Raw genomic sequence first — 15,546 nt, forward strand, 5'->3', positions numbered from 1 at the left:
CCGGCCACCGTGACCGGCTCCTTTCGGGCGGAGCTAACGCCGCGAGACGATGACGACGCCGGCGCCGACGATGGCCGCCGCGGCCCAGGTCGTCGCGGAGGCGCGCTCGCCGCCGAGCAGGACGCCGAGCGCGATGGCGACGATCGGGTTCACGTAGGCGTAGCTCGTCGCGATCGCCGGGCGCGTGTTCCGGAGCAGGTACGTGTACGCGCTGAGGGCCACGATCGATCCGAACAGCGTCAGATAGGCGAGCGCGAGCAGCGACCGCGCTGACGGCGCCGCCGCGAGGTGCTCGCCCGAGAGCGCGCTCACCCCGAGCATCACAACGCCGCCCGCGAGCATCTCCGCCGCGACCGCCATCGGCCCTTCCGGGAGCGGCAGCGAGCGGCTGTACAGCGAGCCGAGCGCCCACGCCACGGGGGCCAGCAAGATGAGCAGGGCCCCGGCGTGCGCCGCGCGCAGGTCGCCGCCGAGGTGGAGCAGCGCCGCGCCCGCGAAGCCGACGAGGAGCCCGATCCACTCGCGGCGGGAGACCTCCGGGGCGCCGGCATGGCCCCGGCCTCGCGCGGTGGTGAAGAGCGCCAGCCAGAGCGGCATCGTGGACACCACGACCGCCGCGACGCCGGAGCTCACCCACTGCTGCGAGATGACGACGAGCCCGTTGCCGAGCACGAGCAGCAGCACCCCGATCCGCGCCGCCGCGCCCCACTGCCGCGGCGTCGGGTGAGGGGCGCCCCGCAGCCGGAGCGCGCCGTAGAGCAGCGCGCCCGCCACCATGAAGCGCGTCCCGGCCAGCAAGAACGGCGGCAGCGTCTCGAGCGCGACCGAGACCGCCAGGTACGTCGAGCCCCAGATCACGTACAGCGCGAGGAGCGAGAGCAGCACCAGCCAGCTGCCCCGCGCCCTCGCCAGCGCCGCGCGCGCCGTCTTCCCCGCCTCGCCCCTCGCCACCGCGATCTGCGCCGGCTCGAGCGCCTCCACCACGAGGAGCCCGCGCCCCTCGCCTCCATAGCTGGATCCCGCCTCCAGCACCACGTCCTCCGGCTCGCCCTCGCGGGTGATCCAGACCGCGCCGGCGGTACAGCTCAGGAGCAGCGGACCGCCCCGCAGGCGGTGCGTCCACAGGCCACCCTTCCCGAGCTCGATCCGCGACGCCTCTCGGAGGCGCGATGGCGGCTCCGAAACAAGTGAGGTCAATTTCATGCCCTGGAGAGTGGGGCCAAGCGAGCGACCGGTACAGAGGCAGTCGGCCAGTAATTGAGGCCAGCACAGTTGTGGGAACAGGCGACTGTGCTGGTCCTCACGCCCGGCAGCTGTACCGGTACCGCAGCGCTCGCCTGGCTGTACACTTCGTCTCGTGCAGGTCCAGGCGCCCATCGAGACCGAGGACGAGGCCCACCTCTACGACCGCGTCGCCGCGCACATCGCCGATCTGATCGCGCGCGGCACGCTGCGGCCGGGCGACCGGATCCCGTCGGTGCGGCGGCTCAGCCGGCAGCAGGGGGTGAGCGTCGCGACGGTGCTGCAGGCGTACCTGCAGCTCGAGAACCGCGGGCTCATCGAGGCGCGCCCGCAGTCGGGGCACTACGTCCGCGCCCGCCGGGGCTCGGCGCTGCCCGAGCCGCGGGCCGCGCGCGCCTGCACCACCGCCACGCGCGTCAGCGTGAAGAGCCTCGTCTCGAAGGTCTACCGGGCCTGTCGGGACCCGCACATCGTCCCGTTCGGCGCGGCGTGCCCGAGCCCGGAGCTCCTGCCGACCGACAAGCTGAACCGGATCCTCAGCGCGATCGCGCGGAGCGCGGGCGGCGCCGGCGTCTCGTACGATCCGCCGCCCGGCCTGCCGGCGCTGCGGCGGCAGATCGCCAGGCGCTCGGTCGAGTGGGGCGTCGCGCTCTCCCCCGACGACATCGTGACCACGGTCGGCGCCATGGAGGCGCTCCACCTCTGCCTGCGCGCGGTCGCCCGCAGGGGCGACACGGTCGCGCTGGAGTCGCCGGCGTACTACGGGCTCCTCCAGCTCATCGAGAGCCTCGGCATCAAGGCGATCGAGGTCCCGTCGCACCCTCGCACCGGCATGGACCTCGACGTGCTCGAGGAGATGCTGGGCCGCCACCGCATCAAGGCGTGCCTCGCGATCCCGAACTTCAACAACCCCCTCGGCAGCGCCATGCCCGACGAGGCGAAGGAGCGCCTCGTCGCGATGCTCGCGCGCCGCGAGGTGCCGCTCATCGAGGACGACATCTACGGCGACCTGCACTTCGGCGACGTCCGCCCCCGCCCCGCCAAGGCGTTCGACAAGAAGGGCCTCGTGATGCTCTGCTCGTCGTTCACGAAGACGGTGGCGCCGGGCTACCGGGTCGGGTGGACGGCGCCCGGCCGCTTCCTCGACGAGGTCGAGCAGCTCAAGTTCGCGCAGAGCGTGGCGACCGCGACGCTGCCGCAGATGGCGATCGCCGAGTTCCTCGAGATCGGCGGGTACGACCACCACCTGCGGACGCTCCGGCGCCGGCTCGCCGCCCAGGTCGCGCGCATGAGCGAGGCGATCGCCGAGCACTTCCCGCCCGGCACCCGCGTCTCGCGCCCCGCCGGGGGCTTCGTGCTCTGGGTCGAGCTGCCGTCCGGCACGAGCGCGCTCGACGTGAACGAGCGCGCGCTCGAGCACGGCATCAGCGTCGCGCCGGGGCCGATCTTCTCGGCCAAGCACCGCTTCTCGAACTACATCCGGGTGAACTGCGGCTACCCGTTCACCGAGCTGAGCGAGCACGCGGTCCGGACGCTCGGACGGATCTGCGCCGAGACCGCCGAGGGGTGACGCGGTCGACGGCGGCGCCGCGCGGCGGCGGCCGGCGCGCCCTGGATGCCGTAGCCGCGCTGAAGTAGAACCTCCTCTCTCGTTCGAGCGCCCCGACGAGCCCACGCCCTTGCGCCCCCGACATCCCGCGTCCCTTCCTTCACCCGCGCCGACGCCTGCGCCCATCCGCGCGGCCTGGGCGCTCGCGGCCTCGCTCGCCGCCCTGCCAGCCTGCCACGGTGGCGCGATCGCCTCCGCAGGCGCGCCGGCGCCGGAGACGCTGCGCGCGCTGCCGGATCGCATCGACGGCAGCGCCCTCCTCGGGGGCGACGCGCAGCGCGCAGCGCAGGCCGGCGCGAGCGCGCTGCGGGTGATCGGGGCGGACATGGCGTCCGACGGCGATCGGCTCGGCGCCTTCGTCGAGGTGCCCGCCGGCGAGTTGCATGCTCGCGATGGCGCGGGTCTCGCCGACGATCAGCGACGTCGACCTGTTCGCCTTCGAGGACGACGGCAGCGCCTTCTCCACGGACGAGGCCGCCGACGCGCGCCCCTCCATCCTCGTCTGCCCGCCGCACCCGCGGAGGCTCTATGTGATGGCGCGCGTCATGTCGGGCTCCGGGGCGGTGAGCGTCGGCGTGCAGAGCGTCCCGGTCAAGGCGGCCGACGCGGTCGCCCGCGCCGTCGGCGCGCGCGGCAGGTCCGGCGACGAGAGCGGGCGCCTCGAGTCGTGGCCCGGCCTGGAGGCGAAGGTCAGGGCGCACCGCGCCGCGATCGGCGCGCGCTGGGAGGACGTCCGGCGCGTCGCGATGCCCGTCGGATCGAGGGCCGCGAGCCGGATCGGCGCGAACCTCGACGGCGGCCGCTGCGTCGACGTGCTCGTCTCCCCGAGCGACGAGGTCGCCTCGCTCGAGGTGGTCGCGGAGGACGAGACCGGCAGGGTCGTCGCGCGCGCGCGCGAGCGGGGCCAGGATCGCTCGCTGCTCCTCTGCTCGGCGGTCTCCATCGAGCTGTCGATCGCGATCCGCTCGCGCGGCACGCAGGGCCTCGTGGCCGTTGTCGTGGGCCGCTCGCAGCCGGGCGCCGAGGCGGAGATCTCCGGCGCCACGCCGATCGAGCGCGTCACCGAGGGCCGCGACCTCGCCGAGGCGCGGGCCGCCCACGGCCGCGCGCTCGCCGGCCGGGGCTACGGCGCGCCGCGCGTGTCGACCGGGGCCGCGCGGCTCGGCAGCCGGACGACGCTGCCGATCGAGCTGCCGGCCGGCTGCGCCCGGATCGACGTGCTGGCCGGCAAGCCGCTCGCCGACGTGCTCGCGGAGCTCTGGAGCGACGGCCACGCGCTCCTCGGCCGCGCCCGGGGCGGCGCCCGGGCGACGCTCTTCACCTGCGGGCGCGGCGGCCCCGCCCGGGTCGATGTCGAGTCGATGGCGCAGCCTGGCCCGTTCGCCGTGGAGGTCCGCAAGGAGCCCGAGGCCCCGCCGGCGCTCGTCGCGCATCCGCTCGCCGCCGGCAGGCTGCTCGGGCGCATCAACGCCGCCGACGCCGCCGACGCCGCCGCGGCCGCCGGCGCGCAGGCGGTGGCGCTCGACGCCGCGCGCCTCAAGATCCTCCCGCTCCCGATCCCGGCCAACACGTGCGCCGAGGTGATCGCTGCGCTCGACGCCGACGGCACCGGCGTCGATCTGCGGCTCGTCGACACCTCGACGGGGGAGAGCTCGCTCGCCAGGGCGCGGCACGTCGTGTCCGACAGCCGCTGCGCCGGCCCGTCGCCCGTCCCCGCGTCGATCGAGCTGCGGCTCGCGGACGGCAAGGGAGAAGCCCTCGTGCTGATCCGCACCTCGCCCAGGTCGCGCTGACGGACCAGGCGCCGAGGCGCGGAGGCGCGCGCGCGAACGCTCGACCGTCCGCCGCGCCTTGACAGCGGAACCCCCGGAGCCCTCAGATACGGCCGAGGGGCCGTTCGATGTCCTCGGGTCGCTTCGCCATCGCCACCCACGCCCTCGCGTTGCTCGCGCAGTCCGACGAGAGCTGCGCGAGCGACGCGCTGTCGGCGAGCATCAACACGAACCCGGCCTTCCTGCGGCGCATCCTCGCGCGGCTCTCGCAGGCCGGGCTCATCGAGGCGCGGGAAGGCCGCTCGGGGGGCTATCGCCTGGCGAGGCCGGCGAAGAAGATCCGGCTGAGCGAGGTGTACGCCGCCGTCGAGCCGGAAGGCGCCATCGCGCCGAGCCCGTGCGAGCCGAACGCGAGGTGCCCGATCGGGTCGGGGATCCAGCGGGCGTTCGACGAGGTCGCGGAGGCGGCCAACGCAGGGCTGCTGCGCGGCCTCGCGCAGAAGACCGTCGCGGACATCGCGCTCCGGGCGCAGCACCTCGGCCGCCCGGCGCCCGTCAAGGCGGGCTGATCGCCAGGGCGCCTCGCCCGCGCGGCGAGGCCCCGCGCGGCCCGTGTCCAGGACGACAGGCGCGCTGCCCCTTGCCCCGACCTGCGCGAGGCCGTCATCGCGGCGGGCGGCCGAGCCGCTCCCCTGGCAGAAACTGAAACCGTACCTATAACAGTTGATGCGAGCGTGGCTGTCGAAGCTCGGGCCGGCGTCGCGCCGGCGCATCCCAGCCACGGCCCGTTCAATCCAGAGAAGACCGAAAGGACAGCGCCATGGGCAGCAGCAATGTCATCGAGATCAACGACCGGAATTTCGCGCAGGAGGTCCTGGAGACGGACACGCCGGTGCTCGTGGACTTCTCGGCGTCCTGGTGCGCCCCCTGCAAGCGGCTCGCGCCGATCGTCGATGAGATCGCGACCGAGACGGCGGGCCAGGTCAAGGTGGTCAAGCTCGACGTCGACCAGTCGCCCGAGGCCGCGCAGCGCTTCGGCATCCGCGGTCTGCCGACGGTGGTCGCCTTCCTGAAGGGCGAGCCCGTGGGGCGGCACGTCGGCCTCACGAACAAGAGGACGCTGCTCGCGCTCGTCGGACGTTGAGCACGTTGAGCACGCGGAGCACCTCGAGCGCGTGCGCGCATCGAGCACCTCGAGCGCACCGAGCCTCCGCGGGCGACCGCCGGCGCCGTAACGCGCCCAACAACGCTCACGCCGCGCGACGGAGATGCCACCACAGCGCGCGCCAGCGGCGCTGAACGCCCGACATCGACCTTCATTTCGCGAGCAACGCCTGCCTTCACCCCGGCCGCGCGTGGGGTGCGCGGCGCGCGGCCGTCGCATTGCCGGTCGGCCGTCTTCTACGGACGCAGCATCCCGTTGACACGACCACCCGATACGCGATTTCCTCGTCTAAAGAAGCCCAGCACTCCGCAACGCCGCTCGCTGCCGTCCGTCGAGGCGGTCGAGGGTCGCCACGCGGAGCCCTGCCGGTGTGGTTGTTTTCTGGCACGGCGCGACCGAGCCTGGCTTCCCCGACTCCATGGCCCTGTTCGACGACGACTTCGAGACGCTCGAGCAGCTCCCCGAGATGCGAAAATCTCGCGGAAAGGGCGGAGATTCGCACGGACAGAGCCCCACGCCCGTGAGCCTCGGCCGCGCCCGCGCCGAGCTCGCGGACCTGTCCAGCGACGCGCCCCGCTACGAGATGCGGTCGCTGCTCGGCGTCGGGGGGATGGGCGAGGTCCACTTCTGCAGGGACCGCCGCATCGGCCGCGACGTGGCCATGAAGGTCATCCGCGCCGAGCACCAGGGCGACACGACGCTGCGCCACCGGTTCCTCCGCGAGGCCCGGGTGCAGGGCCAGCTCGAGCACCCCTCGATCGTGCCCGTCTACGACCTCGGCGTGGACAGCAAGGGCTCGGCGTACTTCACGATGAAGCGCCTCCGGGGCCTCACGCTGGCGAGGATCCTGAACGAGCTCCGCGAGGGCGACCCGACGGCGCTCCAGAGCTTCTCGCGCCGCAAGCTGCTCACCGCGTTCTCGTCGATCTGCATCGCCGTCGACTTCGCGCACTCCCGCGGCGTGCTCCACCGCGACCTGAAGCCCGCCAACATCATGCTCGGCGACTTCGGCGAGGTGTACCTGCTCGACTGGGGCGTCGCGAAGCTCATCGACACGCCGCTCCAGACGATCGACATGGGCGAGGATCCCATGAGCACGCGGACCATCCCGGGCGACGTGCTCGGGACCCTGGGGTACATGTCGCCGGAGCAGGCGCAGGGGTGCGTCGACACGCTCGACGTGCGCAGCGACATCTACTCGCTCGGCGCGATCCTCTTCGAGCTGCTCACGCTCAAGCCGCTGCACCCGAAGAAGGACCGCACCGAGATGCTCGACTCGCTCATCCACGGCGCCGACGCGCGGGCGTCGGTGCGCGCGCCCGAGCGCGAGGTGCCCCCGGAGCTCGACGCGATCTGCGTGACGGCGACGCGGCGCGAGCCGTCCGAGCGCTACCCGTCGGCCCGCGCGCTCTACGAGGCCGTCGAGCGGTTCCTCGACGGCGACAAGGACGTGGAGCTCCGCCGCGATCTCGCGGCGCGGCACGCGGGGCTGGCCCAGGAGCGCGTGGCGGAGGCGCTCGCCGGCGGCAAGGAGGCCGAGGGCGCCCGGAAGGCGCTGCTCAGCGAGGTCGGCCAGGCGCTCGCCTTCGACCCGTCCAACGAGCGCGCCCTGGAGACGCTCCGGCGCATCCTGACCGAGCCCCCGCGCGAGATGCCGGCGGAGGTGCTCGCCGAGCTGGACGCGGCCGCGGCGGCGCGCCACCGGCTGCAGCTGCGCGCGGGCATGCGGGCCGAGCTGCTCGCGACGGCGATCGCGACGCTGGTCGCCGCCGTTTGGCTCGGCATCCGCGAGTGGCAGGTCTTCGCCTTCATCCTGGGCTTCACCGCCCTGGCGGCGCTGATGAAGTTCATCGCCGCGCGCGTCGTCCACCGCCCTTCCGCGGAGTGGTACGCCTACGCCGGCTTCGTCTTCAACGTGCTCAGCTTCCTGTGCATCGGGCGCGGCTTCGGCCCGCTGCTCTTCATGCCGATGCTGCTCGTCATCCTCACGTACGGCAACTCGTTCACGTACCGGACGGCCTACCGCTTCGCCGTCGTCGTGACGAGCTGCGTCGCGGTCCTGGTCGCCGCGTGGATCGAGTACTCGGGCGTCCTGCCCCGCTCGTACGAGTTCGCGGGCGGCGCGATGGTCATCCTGCCCCAGGCCGTCGAGCACTCGAAGATCGCGACGATGACGGCGCTGACGCTGACGACCCTGTTCATGCTGGTCGTGCCGGCGTTCATGATGGGCCAGCACCAGCACGCGCTGCGCGCCGCGGAGCGACGGGCTTTCCTCCAAGCCTGGCAGCTCCGCCAGCTGCTGCCGGAGCGGGCCCAGCCGGGCTCCGTGGCCAACCCCAGCCAGGAGCAGGCCCCGCGCCGCCGCCCGAGGCCCCCCCGCGCCGCGGAGTGAGCCGTCAGTCCATCGGCCAGACCGCGACGACCCAGACCGGCGAGCCGCCCCGCGCGGACACGCGGAGGGCGGCGCTCTCCTCGATCTCGGAGCAGAAGGCCACGCCGGCGCTCTCTCCGTTCTCGCCGGCGTCGTCGCGCCCGGCGCGGTCGCCGAGCTCGACGGAGAGCCGGAGCGCGCGCAGCTCTCCCCGGACCAGCGCCGCCGCCGCGAAGTAGCAGCGGCCCGGCTCGACCTGGACGGGGACGAGCGTGTCGCCCTGCGCGCCGACCGCCTCGGCGATGGCCTGCGCGCGCGGCGCGGGCGCGTGGCGGCGGCGCAGCGCGGCGGCCAGGTTTCCCCGGGCGCGCGCGCCGAAGTGCCCCGGCACGAACGCGGACATCGGCCACTGCGCGTCGGACAGCACGACCTTCACCGGCCCCGCGGCCCCCAGGAACGGCACCTCGACGACGCCGGGCTCGCCCAGACAGAAATCGAGCCGGGCGTCGGGCGCGTCCGACCTGTCGCGCTCGAGCAGCCTGCCCGTGCTCTCCTCGCGCGCCTCGGCGTCGAGGTCGGTCGCGCGGCGCAGCGGCGCGCTCGGCACCTCGGCCATCAGGTCGAGGCGGTGGCAGCCCTCGGAGAGCTTGACCGAGAACTGCCCCGTCCCGATCGACGAGGCGCGCATGTCGGTCGAAGCGACGCGCGGCGCCCCGTCCGCGCGCGCGCGGCGCGCGGCCCGCGCGACCCGGGCGTCGAGCGGCCCCGGCTCGGAGGGCCGCCCGGGGTCGCCGCGCGGCGCCACCGGCCCGGACGCCCGCTCCGGCAGGATGGCCTCGACGCGCTCCAGCGGCCCGCTCGACGCGGCGACGACGACATCGAAGGCGCCGCGCGTCGAGAGCACGTCGATCGCCACGCGGCGCAGCTCCTCGCGCGCGGCCCCGCACCGCGTGATCGCCGCGACGCCGGCGGCGCTGAGGACGCGGCGATCGTCCTCGGGCTCCGCGCCGCGCAGCCGGTGGACGAGGCCCTCGAGGGCGGTGAGGTCGCCCGGCGACCCTTCGGGCAAAAGCGTGAACTCCGCGGTGCGCGCCGCGAGGAACGCCGCGGTGAGGCACTCGTCCGCCGTCGCGCCGCGCGCGCCGCCCTCGCCGCCCTCGCCGACAGACGGCGGGTCGATCGCCACGACCCGGGTGCGGCCGTGCTCGAGGAAGACAGGAGGGAGGCGCGCGACGCGCGCGCCCGACAGCGACCACATCCGCGCGACGCGCGCGGCGTCGTCGCTGAGATCCGCGCGCGCCGGCGTCCCCGCGGAGAGCCCGGCGAGCGCGGTGAGGAGCGAGAGGACCGCGGCGCGCGCCACGCGCGCCACGCCGGGAGCCGCGCGGCGGCCCCGATCGACGGCGCCGCGCGCCGCGGCCATCAGGCCCCTTTCGCTACTTCGAGCCGCGCATCGCCTCGATGAGGATGCGCGCGACCTCCGGACGGGAGAACTCCGGCGGCGGCAGCTCGCCGCGCTGGAGCAGCTCGCGCACCTTCGTCCCGGACAGGTTGACCTGCGTCGACGCGTCGCCCGGCGCCGTCTTCGCGGTGGCCATCGCGCCGACCGTCGTCGAGTAGAACGCGTTCTCGAAGTTGAGCGTGGTGATGCCGAGCTCTCCGGGGCTGAAGGCATTGAAGATCTCCTGCGCGTCGTACGTGCCGTAGTAGCTGCCGACGCCGGCGTGATCGCGCCCCACGATGAAGTGGGAGCAGCCGTAGTTCTTGCGCGCCAGCGCGTGGAAGATCGCCTCGCGCGGGCCCGCGTAGCGCATCGCCGCCGGGTAGATCGAGAGGAGCACGCGGTCCTTCACATAGTACTTCGCGATGAGCTCCTCGTAGCAGCGCATCCGCACGTCCGCCGGGATGTCGTCCGACTTCGTCGCGCCGACGAGCGGGTGGATCATCAGGCCGTCGCAGATCTCCAGCGCCGTCTTGGTGATGAACTCGTGCGCCCGGTGGATCGGGTTGCGCGTCTGGAACCCGACGATGCGGCGCCAGCCCTTCTCGGCGAAGTACGCCCGCGTCGTCGCCGGGCTCCGGTCGTACGCCGGGAACGCCGAGTCGACCGGCCGCTCCAGCACGCGGATCTCGCCGCCGACGTACACGGGGCCCGTGCCCATCAGGTACGCGACGCCCGGGTGCTTCGTCTCGGTCGTGCGGAACACCTCCTGCGCCTCGAGCTCCTTGTTCGGCCGCCACTTGTCGCTCAGCTCGATGACCGCCACGATGCGGCCGTCGCGCGCGCGGAGCGCCGCCTCGGAGCCCACGCGGAGCCCCTCGGCCACCTGCTCGGAGACGGCGAGGGTGATCGGCATCGACCACGGCAGGCCGCTCTCGAGCCGCATCTCGCGCACGACGCGCAGGTAGTCCTTCGAGTTCATGAAGCCGCGCAGCGGCGAGAACGCGCCGATCGCGATCATCTCGACGTCGCTCTCGGTCCGCTCGTCGAGGTCGATGACCGGCAGCCCCTTCGCCCGCTCCGCGAGCGACGCCTTCGCCGCGCCCTCGACCCACCGGTTCACGAGCTCGCCGCCGTGCGGCGCGATCAGCCCGCGAGCGCCGCCCGCCGCCGCCCCCGCGGCGGCCGCGCCGGACACCGCGACCGCGGCGCCGCGGCTCGGGACGTACCCGAGCTCCTCGAGCTTGGCGAGGATCTTGCCGAGGCTCTCCTCCTTTGTCTCCTTGCCCGTGTCGACGACCACCTCGGGGCTCTCGGGCGCCTCGTACGGGTCGTCGATGCCCGTGAAGTTCTTGATCTCGCCCGCGAGCGCCTTCTTGTAGAGCCCCTTCGCGTCGCGCTCGGCGAGCACGGGGATCTCGCAGGAGCAGAACACCTCGACGAAGTGGGGGATCTGGGCCCGCTGCTCGTCACGGATCGCCTTGTAAGGGCTGATGGCGGCCGTCATCGCGCACGCGCCCGAGCGGGCGATGAGCTTCGCCACGTATCCGATCCGCCGGATGTTCGTATCGCGGTCCTCCTTCGAGAACCCGAGGCCCTTCGAAAGGTTCGTGCGCACCTCGTCGCCGTCGAGCACCTCCACGTGGACGGAGCGGGCGCGGAGCTCGGCCGAGAGCATCGCCGCGAGCGTGCTCTTGCCGGCGCCGCTCAAACCGGTGAACCAGACAACAAAACCTGACATTTAGGCAACTCCTTCGATGATCAACTGACGACTACGGACTCGGCCTCTCCGGCCTCGGGTGCAGATCCCTCGACGAGCGGATGGGGGCTGCGCGAAAGCGCGGGGACACACGTCCCGGCGCGATGGGCTCAATCGACGACGGAGAACGTCGACGCGACGAACGCGGCGCCGTCCCACACGAAGAGGCGGTGCTCGGCGATGCGGGGCGTCTCCTCCGGACGCCCCTCGCCGGAGCCGCCGCGCACGCTGGTGACGAGGAACGCCAGCGGGAACGCCGGCCCGGGCCCCAGCACGATCTGGCCCCCTTCCTCGGCCGGCGGCTCGCCGCCGCTCATCATGGCGGCGTCCGTGGGGCTGAAGTACGCGCCGGCGTCGAGGTGGGAGTGGTAGAGCACCTTCACCGGGCGCCCCGCCGAGGCGCCCTTCTCGACGGCGTCGGAGAAGCGCTTGCCGTTGAAGTCGAAGAACGTCCGCGCCGTCCGGAAGTACCGCTCCGGATCGATGGCGTGGAGCTTGTTCGCGATGTTGTCCATCCGGACGTGCTCGTCGCAGAGCAGCGGCTCGCCCGCGGGCCCCTTCAGGTAGCCGCAGGCCTCCTCGTCGCGCGCATAGCCCGCGAGCGCCTCCTCCTCGACCGCCTTCAGGACGCTCGCCTTGAGGACCACCCCACCGGCGGTCCACGGCTGCGGAGACATCACCATAAGTAACGCTTCTCCCATTTCATGGGCGCAAAATAGCGGTCGCCCCGGTCCGGGACAATCGCCACGACGCACCCCCCCTGCTGTTCGCGGTGCAGGCGCTTCGCCACCTCGAAGGCCGCGAAGACGGCCGCCCCGCCCGAGTGCCCCACGTGCAGCGCCTCCTCGCGCGCGAGGCGATCGGACATGTCCCAGCCGTCCTCCGTCGTGATGCGCATCGTCTCGTGGTACGCGCCCGCGTCGTGGATGGCGGGCACGAGCGAGCTCGGCAGGTGCTTGAGCCCCTCCAGCCCGTGGAGCGCGTCCGCGGGCTCCACCGCGATGCAGCGGATCGGGCGGTGGTGCTCGCGCAGCCGCCGGCTCGTCCCGACGATGGTGCCGCTCGTGCCGATCCCGGCCACGAAGTGCGTGATCCTGTCGCCGACCGCCTCCAGGATCTCGCGCGCCGTGCCGTGGTAATGCGCGAGCGGGTTGTCCTCGTTCGAGTACTGATCCGGGTAGAAATACCGCTCCGGATCCTTCTCGACCAGCGTGCGCACGAGGCGGATCGCGCCGTCGGAGCCCTCCATCGGATCGCTGAAGATGAGCTCCGTGCCGAACGCGCGCGCGATGTCCTTGCGCGCCTTGGACACGTTCGACGGCATGACGAGCGCGACCTTGAAGCCCATCGCCGCGCCGAAGAGGGAGTAAGCGACCCCGGTGTTGCCGCTCGTCGAGTCGATGAGCGTCTTCTGGCTGGTGAGGCGGCCGTCCGCAGCGGCGCGGGTCATCATCCGCAGCGCCGCGCGATCCTTGACCGATCCGCCGGGGTTCGCGAACTCGAGCTTGGCGTACACCTCGACCGACGGCGTGTCGCGGCCGACGCGCGAGAGCCGCAAGAGCGGCGTGTCGCCCACGGCGTCGACGACCGACGCCATGCGGCGGGAGCGGGCGAGCGAGCGCCTCATGACGGGTCGACCTCCCCCGCGCTCCCCTGCCCCGCGCTCCCCGCAGGCGCCGCGGCGCCGCCCAGAGCGAGGGCGGCGCGCATCTCGGCGAGGGCCGCGCGCGCGCCGGCGAGCACGGCGCGCGCGGCGGGCGCGGCGACGAGGTGCGCGGGCGCGAGCGCGTCGAAGTCGATCGTGCCCACCGCGAGCGCGCCGAAGCCGGCGCCGCGCGCGTAGCGCTCCGCCACCTCGTGCGCGAGGTGCGGCGCGTCGCCGCCCCCGCCGCCGAGCACGCGCGCCGTCGCCGCCCCGAGCCTCGCCTGTCCCTCTGGACCGATCTCCGCGAGCAGCACCTGGCGGAGATAGCGCGGGTCGTCCACCTCAGCCCCCAGCGATCGCGGGCACGATCGCGACCTGATCGCCGCCCTTCACGGGCGTCTTGAGCCCGTCGAGGAAGCGGATGTCCTCGTCGCCCACGAAGATGTTCACGAAGCGGCGCACGCCCTTCTCGTCGAGGAGTCGATCGCGGATGCCCGGGTAGCTCTTCTCGAGGTCCTCGATCAGCTCGCCGACGGTGCCGCCGGCGGCTTTGACCTCGTCCTGTCCGCCGGTGAGCGTGCGGAGCGGGGTCGGGATGCGGACGGTCGCGGTGTCAGCCATGGTCTTGCTCTCCAGTGTTGTGGTGCGTGGAGGATCCGCTCTCGCGGTCCTGTTCAACGGGGGTCGGGGATCCGCTCTCGCGGTCCTGTTCAACCTGGGTCGGGGATCCGCTCTCGTGGGTCGGGGATCCGCTCTCGGCCGCGCACGCGACGACGTAGCGGGACGCGTCGATCGTCGCGATCGCGGCGCTCGCGCCGCACAGCGCGCAGCCAGGCCGCGCGGAGACGGGGACGCTGCGCAGGGTGTCCTTGAGGCCGTCGTATGTCGCGATCCGGCCGAAGACCGACGTGTCGCCCTCGAGGATCGCCAGCGCGCGATCCGCCGCGAGCGCGCCGGCCACGCCGCACACCGGGCCCGCCACCCCGGCCGTGGCGCAATCCGGCGCGTCCCCGGTCGGGAGGTCCTCGAAAAGGCAGCGGTAGCAGGGCGCCCCTTCCCCCGCGACCGCCATCACCGTCGCGCGCCAGCGGATCGCAGCGGCGTGGACCACCGGCGTCCTCGTGAGGCGGCACACGTCGGCGATGAGGAACCGCGACGCGAAGTTGTCGGTCGCGTCCACCACCACCGAGACGCCCGGCATCAGCCCCGCCGCCGCGCTCGGCGCGAAGCGGCCGTAACGGCGGTCGACGCGGAGCCCCGGGAAGCGGCGGCGCAGCGCCTCCGAGAACGCGTCGAGCTTCGGTCGGCCGACGTCGTCGTCGTCGAACAGGATCTGCCGGTGCAGGTTCGTGAGCTCGACCTCGTCATCGTCGGCGACCCGGAGCTCCCGCACCCCTGCCGCGGCGAGCGCGAGCGCGGCGGGCGCGGCGATGCCCCCCGCCCCGACGAGGAGCACGCACCCGCGGATCACCTCACCGCCGCCGCCGCTCATCGGAAATACTCGTCCAGGCTGAAGTAACGCTCGCCGGTGTCGCAGAGGACGGTCACGACGTTGGCGTCGGGGCCGAGCTCGCGGGCGACGTCGAGCGCGACGCGCACCGCGGCGCCCGCGCTGATGCCGACGAGCAGCCCCTCCTGCCGGGCGAGCGCCACCTTCGTGTCGTACGCGGCGCGATCGCTGACCGTCCGGACCTCGTCCACCACGCTCCGGTCGTAGTTCGCGGGGATGAACCCGGCGGCGAGCCCCTGGATCTTCGTGGGCCCGCGCTCGCCGCGCGAGATCGTCGCGCACGACTCGGGCTCGACCGCGATGACGCGGGTCGCCGCGCGCAACCGCTTGAGCACGCGCCCGACGCCGCTCACCGACCCGCCCGTCCCCACGCCGGCGACGAACGCGTCGATCGCCAGCGACTGCCGGGGGCCGGGCCGCCCCGGCGCGTCCAGGCCGGCCATCGCGTGCAGGATCTCCCGCGCGGTCGTCTCCGCGTGGACGCGCGGGTTGTCGGGGTTGTCGAACTGGCTGAGGATGAGCGCCCCCGGGATCTCCGCCGCGAGCTCGCGCGCCCTCGCGATGGCGCCCTCCATCTGCAGCTCGGGCTCGGTCAGCACGACCTCCGCGCCGTAGGCCTCGAGCAGCTGGCGCCGCTCCAGGCTCATGCTCGCCGGCATCGTCAGGATGCAGCGGTACCCCTTCGCCGCGCACGCGATCGCGAGCCCGATCCCGGTGTTGCCCGACGTGGGCTCGATGACCACGCCGCCCGCGCCGAGCAGCCCGCGCGCCTCGGCGCCCTCGATCATCGCCAGGCAGATCCGGTCCTTCAGCGAGCCGCCCGGGTTCTGCTGCTCGGCCTTCCCGAAGACCCGCCCCCGGGGCGTGGCCGCGTCGACAAGGCGGATCTCGAAGAGCGGCGTGTCGCCCACGAGGTCGAGGAGGCTGTCGACGACGCGCGGGTGCGACGGGAGTGGAGGGAGCTGCGCCGCGACCTCCGCGGGAGCGCGGGGGACGCCGGTGGACTTTGCGGATCGGTCGGGGCTACTCATG

The 15,546-nt window shown here is 73.6% G+C and carries 14 protein-coding genes; 5 read left to right on the top strand and 9 right to left on the bottom strand.

Annotation, left to right across the window (positions count from 1 at the left end):
- Window positions 1–33: 33 nt before the first annotated feature.
- Window positions 34–1,203 (bottom strand): drug/metabolite exporter YedA, encoded by a 1,170-nt coding sequence (gene yedA / locus WME90_RS30335; RefSeq protein WP_437275506.1) that lies wholly within the window; start codon window positions 1,201–1,203, stop codon window positions 34–36.
- Window positions 1,204–1,357: 154 nt separating this feature from the next.
- Between yedA and WME90_RS30340 the strand changes: the two genes are divergently transcribed.
- From WME90_RS30340 to WME90_RS30360, 5 genes are all read left to right on the top strand, one after another.
- A complete protein-coding gene (locus WME90_RS30340) occupies window positions 1,358–2,812 on the top strand; it encodes a PLP-dependent aminotransferase family protein (protein ID WP_437275507.1) in 1,455 nt (484 codons plus the stop codon).
- A 431-nt stretch (window positions 2,813–3,243) separates the two neighbouring features.
- Window positions 3,244–4,644 (top strand): hypothetical protein, encoded by a 1,401-nt coding sequence (locus WME90_RS30345; RefSeq protein WP_437275508.1) that lies wholly within the window; start codon window positions 3,244–3,246, stop codon window positions 4,642–4,644.
- Between the two features lie 107 nt (window positions 4,645–4,751).
- Window positions 4,752–5,192: an Rrf2 family transcriptional regulator gene (locus WME90_RS30350; RefSeq protein WP_437275509.1), complete on the top strand. Its 441-nt coding sequence runs from the start codon at window positions 4,752–4,754 to the stop codon at window positions 5,190–5,192.
- A gap of 251 nt (window positions 5,193–5,443) precedes the next feature.
- Window positions 5,444–5,767, top strand: coding sequence for a thioredoxin (trxA, locus tag WME90_RS30355; RefSeq protein ID WP_437275510.1), 324 nt, complete (start codon window positions 5,444–5,446; stop codon window positions 5,765–5,767).
- A 391-nt stretch (window positions 5,768–6,158) separates the two neighbouring features.
- Window positions 6,159–8,180 carry a serine/threonine protein kinase gene (locus WME90_RS30360; protein WP_437275511.1) on the top strand — a complete coding sequence of 674 codons (2,022 nt, stop codon included), beginning with the start codon at window positions 6,159–6,161 and terminating at the stop codon, window positions 8,178–8,180.
- A gap of 4 nt (window positions 8,181–8,184) precedes the next feature.
- On the opposite strand, the gene WME90_RS30365 is transcribed toward WME90_RS30360, so the two are convergent.
- From WME90_RS30365 to cysK, 8 genes are all read right to left on the bottom strand, one after another.
- On the bottom strand, window positions 8,185–9,582 hold the full coding sequence (locus WME90_RS30365) for a hypothetical protein (RefSeq protein WP_437275512.1): 1,398 nt from the start codon (window positions 9,580–9,582) through the stop codon (window positions 8,185–8,187).
- Window positions 9,583–9,595: 13 nt separating this feature from the next.
- Window positions 9,596–11,341, bottom strand: coding sequence for a sulfate adenylyltransferase (sat, locus tag WME90_RS30370; protein ID WP_437275513.1), 1,746 nt, complete (start codon window positions 11,339–11,341; stop codon window positions 9,596–9,598).
- 128 nt (window positions 11,342–11,469) lie between these two features.
- Complete coding sequence (locus tag WME90_RS30375) at window positions 11,470–12,042, bottom strand: Mov34/MPN/PAD-1 family protein (RefSeq protein WP_437275514.1); 573 nt, start codon at window positions 12,040–12,042, stop codon at window positions 11,470–11,472.
- Window positions 12,036–12,986 (bottom strand): PLP-dependent cysteine synthase family protein, encoded by a 951-nt coding sequence (locus WME90_RS30380; RefSeq protein ID WP_437275515.1) that lies wholly within the window; start codon window positions 12,984–12,986, stop codon window positions 12,036–12,038. The genes WME90_RS30375 and WME90_RS30380 overlap by 7 nt, the downstream gene beginning before the upstream one ends.
- Window positions 12,983–13,345, bottom strand: coding sequence for a hypothetical protein (locus WME90_RS30385; protein WP_437275516.1), 363 nt, complete (start codon window positions 13,343–13,345; stop codon window positions 12,983–12,985). The genes WME90_RS30380 and WME90_RS30385 overlap by 4 nt, the downstream gene beginning before the upstream one ends.
- Before the next feature lies 1 nt (window position 13,346).
- The gene (locus tag WME90_RS30390; RefSeq protein ID WP_437275517.1) at window positions 13,347–13,625 is read right to left on the bottom strand and encodes a MoaD/ThiS family protein; all 279 of its coding nucleotides are present in this window, start codon (window positions 13,623–13,625) and stop codon (window positions 13,347–13,349) included.
- Window positions 13,618–14,496 (bottom strand): HesA/MoeB/ThiF family protein, encoded by an 879-nt coding sequence (locus tag WME90_RS30395; RefSeq protein WP_437275518.1) that lies wholly within the window; start codon window positions 14,494–14,496, stop codon window positions 13,618–13,620. Before WME90_RS30395 ends, WME90_RS30390 begins: the two co-directional genes overlap by 8 nt.
- Complete coding sequence (cysK, locus tag WME90_RS30400; protein WP_437275519.1) at window positions 14,493–15,545, bottom strand: cysteine synthase A; 1,053 nt, start codon at window positions 15,543–15,545, stop codon at window positions 14,493–14,495. The genes WME90_RS30395 and cysK overlap by 4 nt, the downstream gene beginning before the upstream one ends.
- Window position 15,546: the final 1 nt, after the last annotated feature.

It is taken from the genome of Sorangium sp. So ce375 (genome assembly GCF_051473855.1).
Taxonomy (GTDB): Bacteria; Myxococcota_A; Polyangia; order Polyangiales; family Polyangiaceae; genus Sorangium.

Excerpts from the sequence above, each read along its gene's own strand:
- WME90_RS30390 (WP_437275517.1), bottom strand. The coding sequence starts at position 13,625 with ATGGCTGACACCGCGACCGTCCGCATCCCGACCCCGCTCCGCACGCTC.
- trxA (WP_437275510.1), top strand. The coding sequence starts at position 5,444 with ATGGGCAGCAGCAATGTCATCGAGATCAACGACCGGAATTTCGCGCAG.
- WME90_RS30345 (WP_437275508.1), top strand. The coding sequence starts at position 3,244 with ATGGCGCGGGTCTCGCCGACGATCAGCGACGTCGACCTGTTCGCCTTC.
- WME90_RS30365 (WP_437275512.1), bottom strand. The coding sequence starts at position 9,582 with ATGGCCGCGGCGCGCGGCGCCGTCGATCGGGGCCGCCGCGCGGCTCCC.
- yedA (WP_437275506.1), bottom strand. The coding sequence starts at position 1,203 with ATGAAATTGACCTCACTTGTTTCGGAGCCGCCATCGCGCCTCCGAGAG.
- WME90_RS30350 (WP_437275509.1), top strand. The coding sequence starts at position 4,752 with ATGTCCTCGGGTCGCTTCGCCATCGCCACCCACGCCCTCGCGTTGCTC.
- sat (WP_437275513.1), bottom strand. The coding sequence starts at position 11,341 with ATGTCAGGTTTTGTTGTCTGGTTCACCGGTTTGAGCGGCGCCGGCAAG.
- WME90_RS30395 (WP_437275518.1), bottom strand. The coding sequence starts at position 14,496 with ATGAGCGGCGGCGGCGGTGAGGTGATCCGCGGGTGCGTGCTCCTCGTC.
- cysK (WP_437275519.1), bottom strand. The coding sequence starts at position 15,545 with ATGAGTAGCCCCGACCGATCCGCAAAGTCCACCGGCGTCCCCCGCGCT.
- WME90_RS30380 (WP_437275515.1), bottom strand. The coding sequence starts at position 12,986 with ATGAGGCGCTCGCTCGCCCGCTCCCGCCGCATGGCGTCGGTCGTCGAC.
- WME90_RS30375 (WP_437275514.1), bottom strand. The coding sequence starts at position 12,042 with ATGGTGATGTCTCCGCAGCCGTGGACCGCCGGTGGGGTGGTCCTCAAG.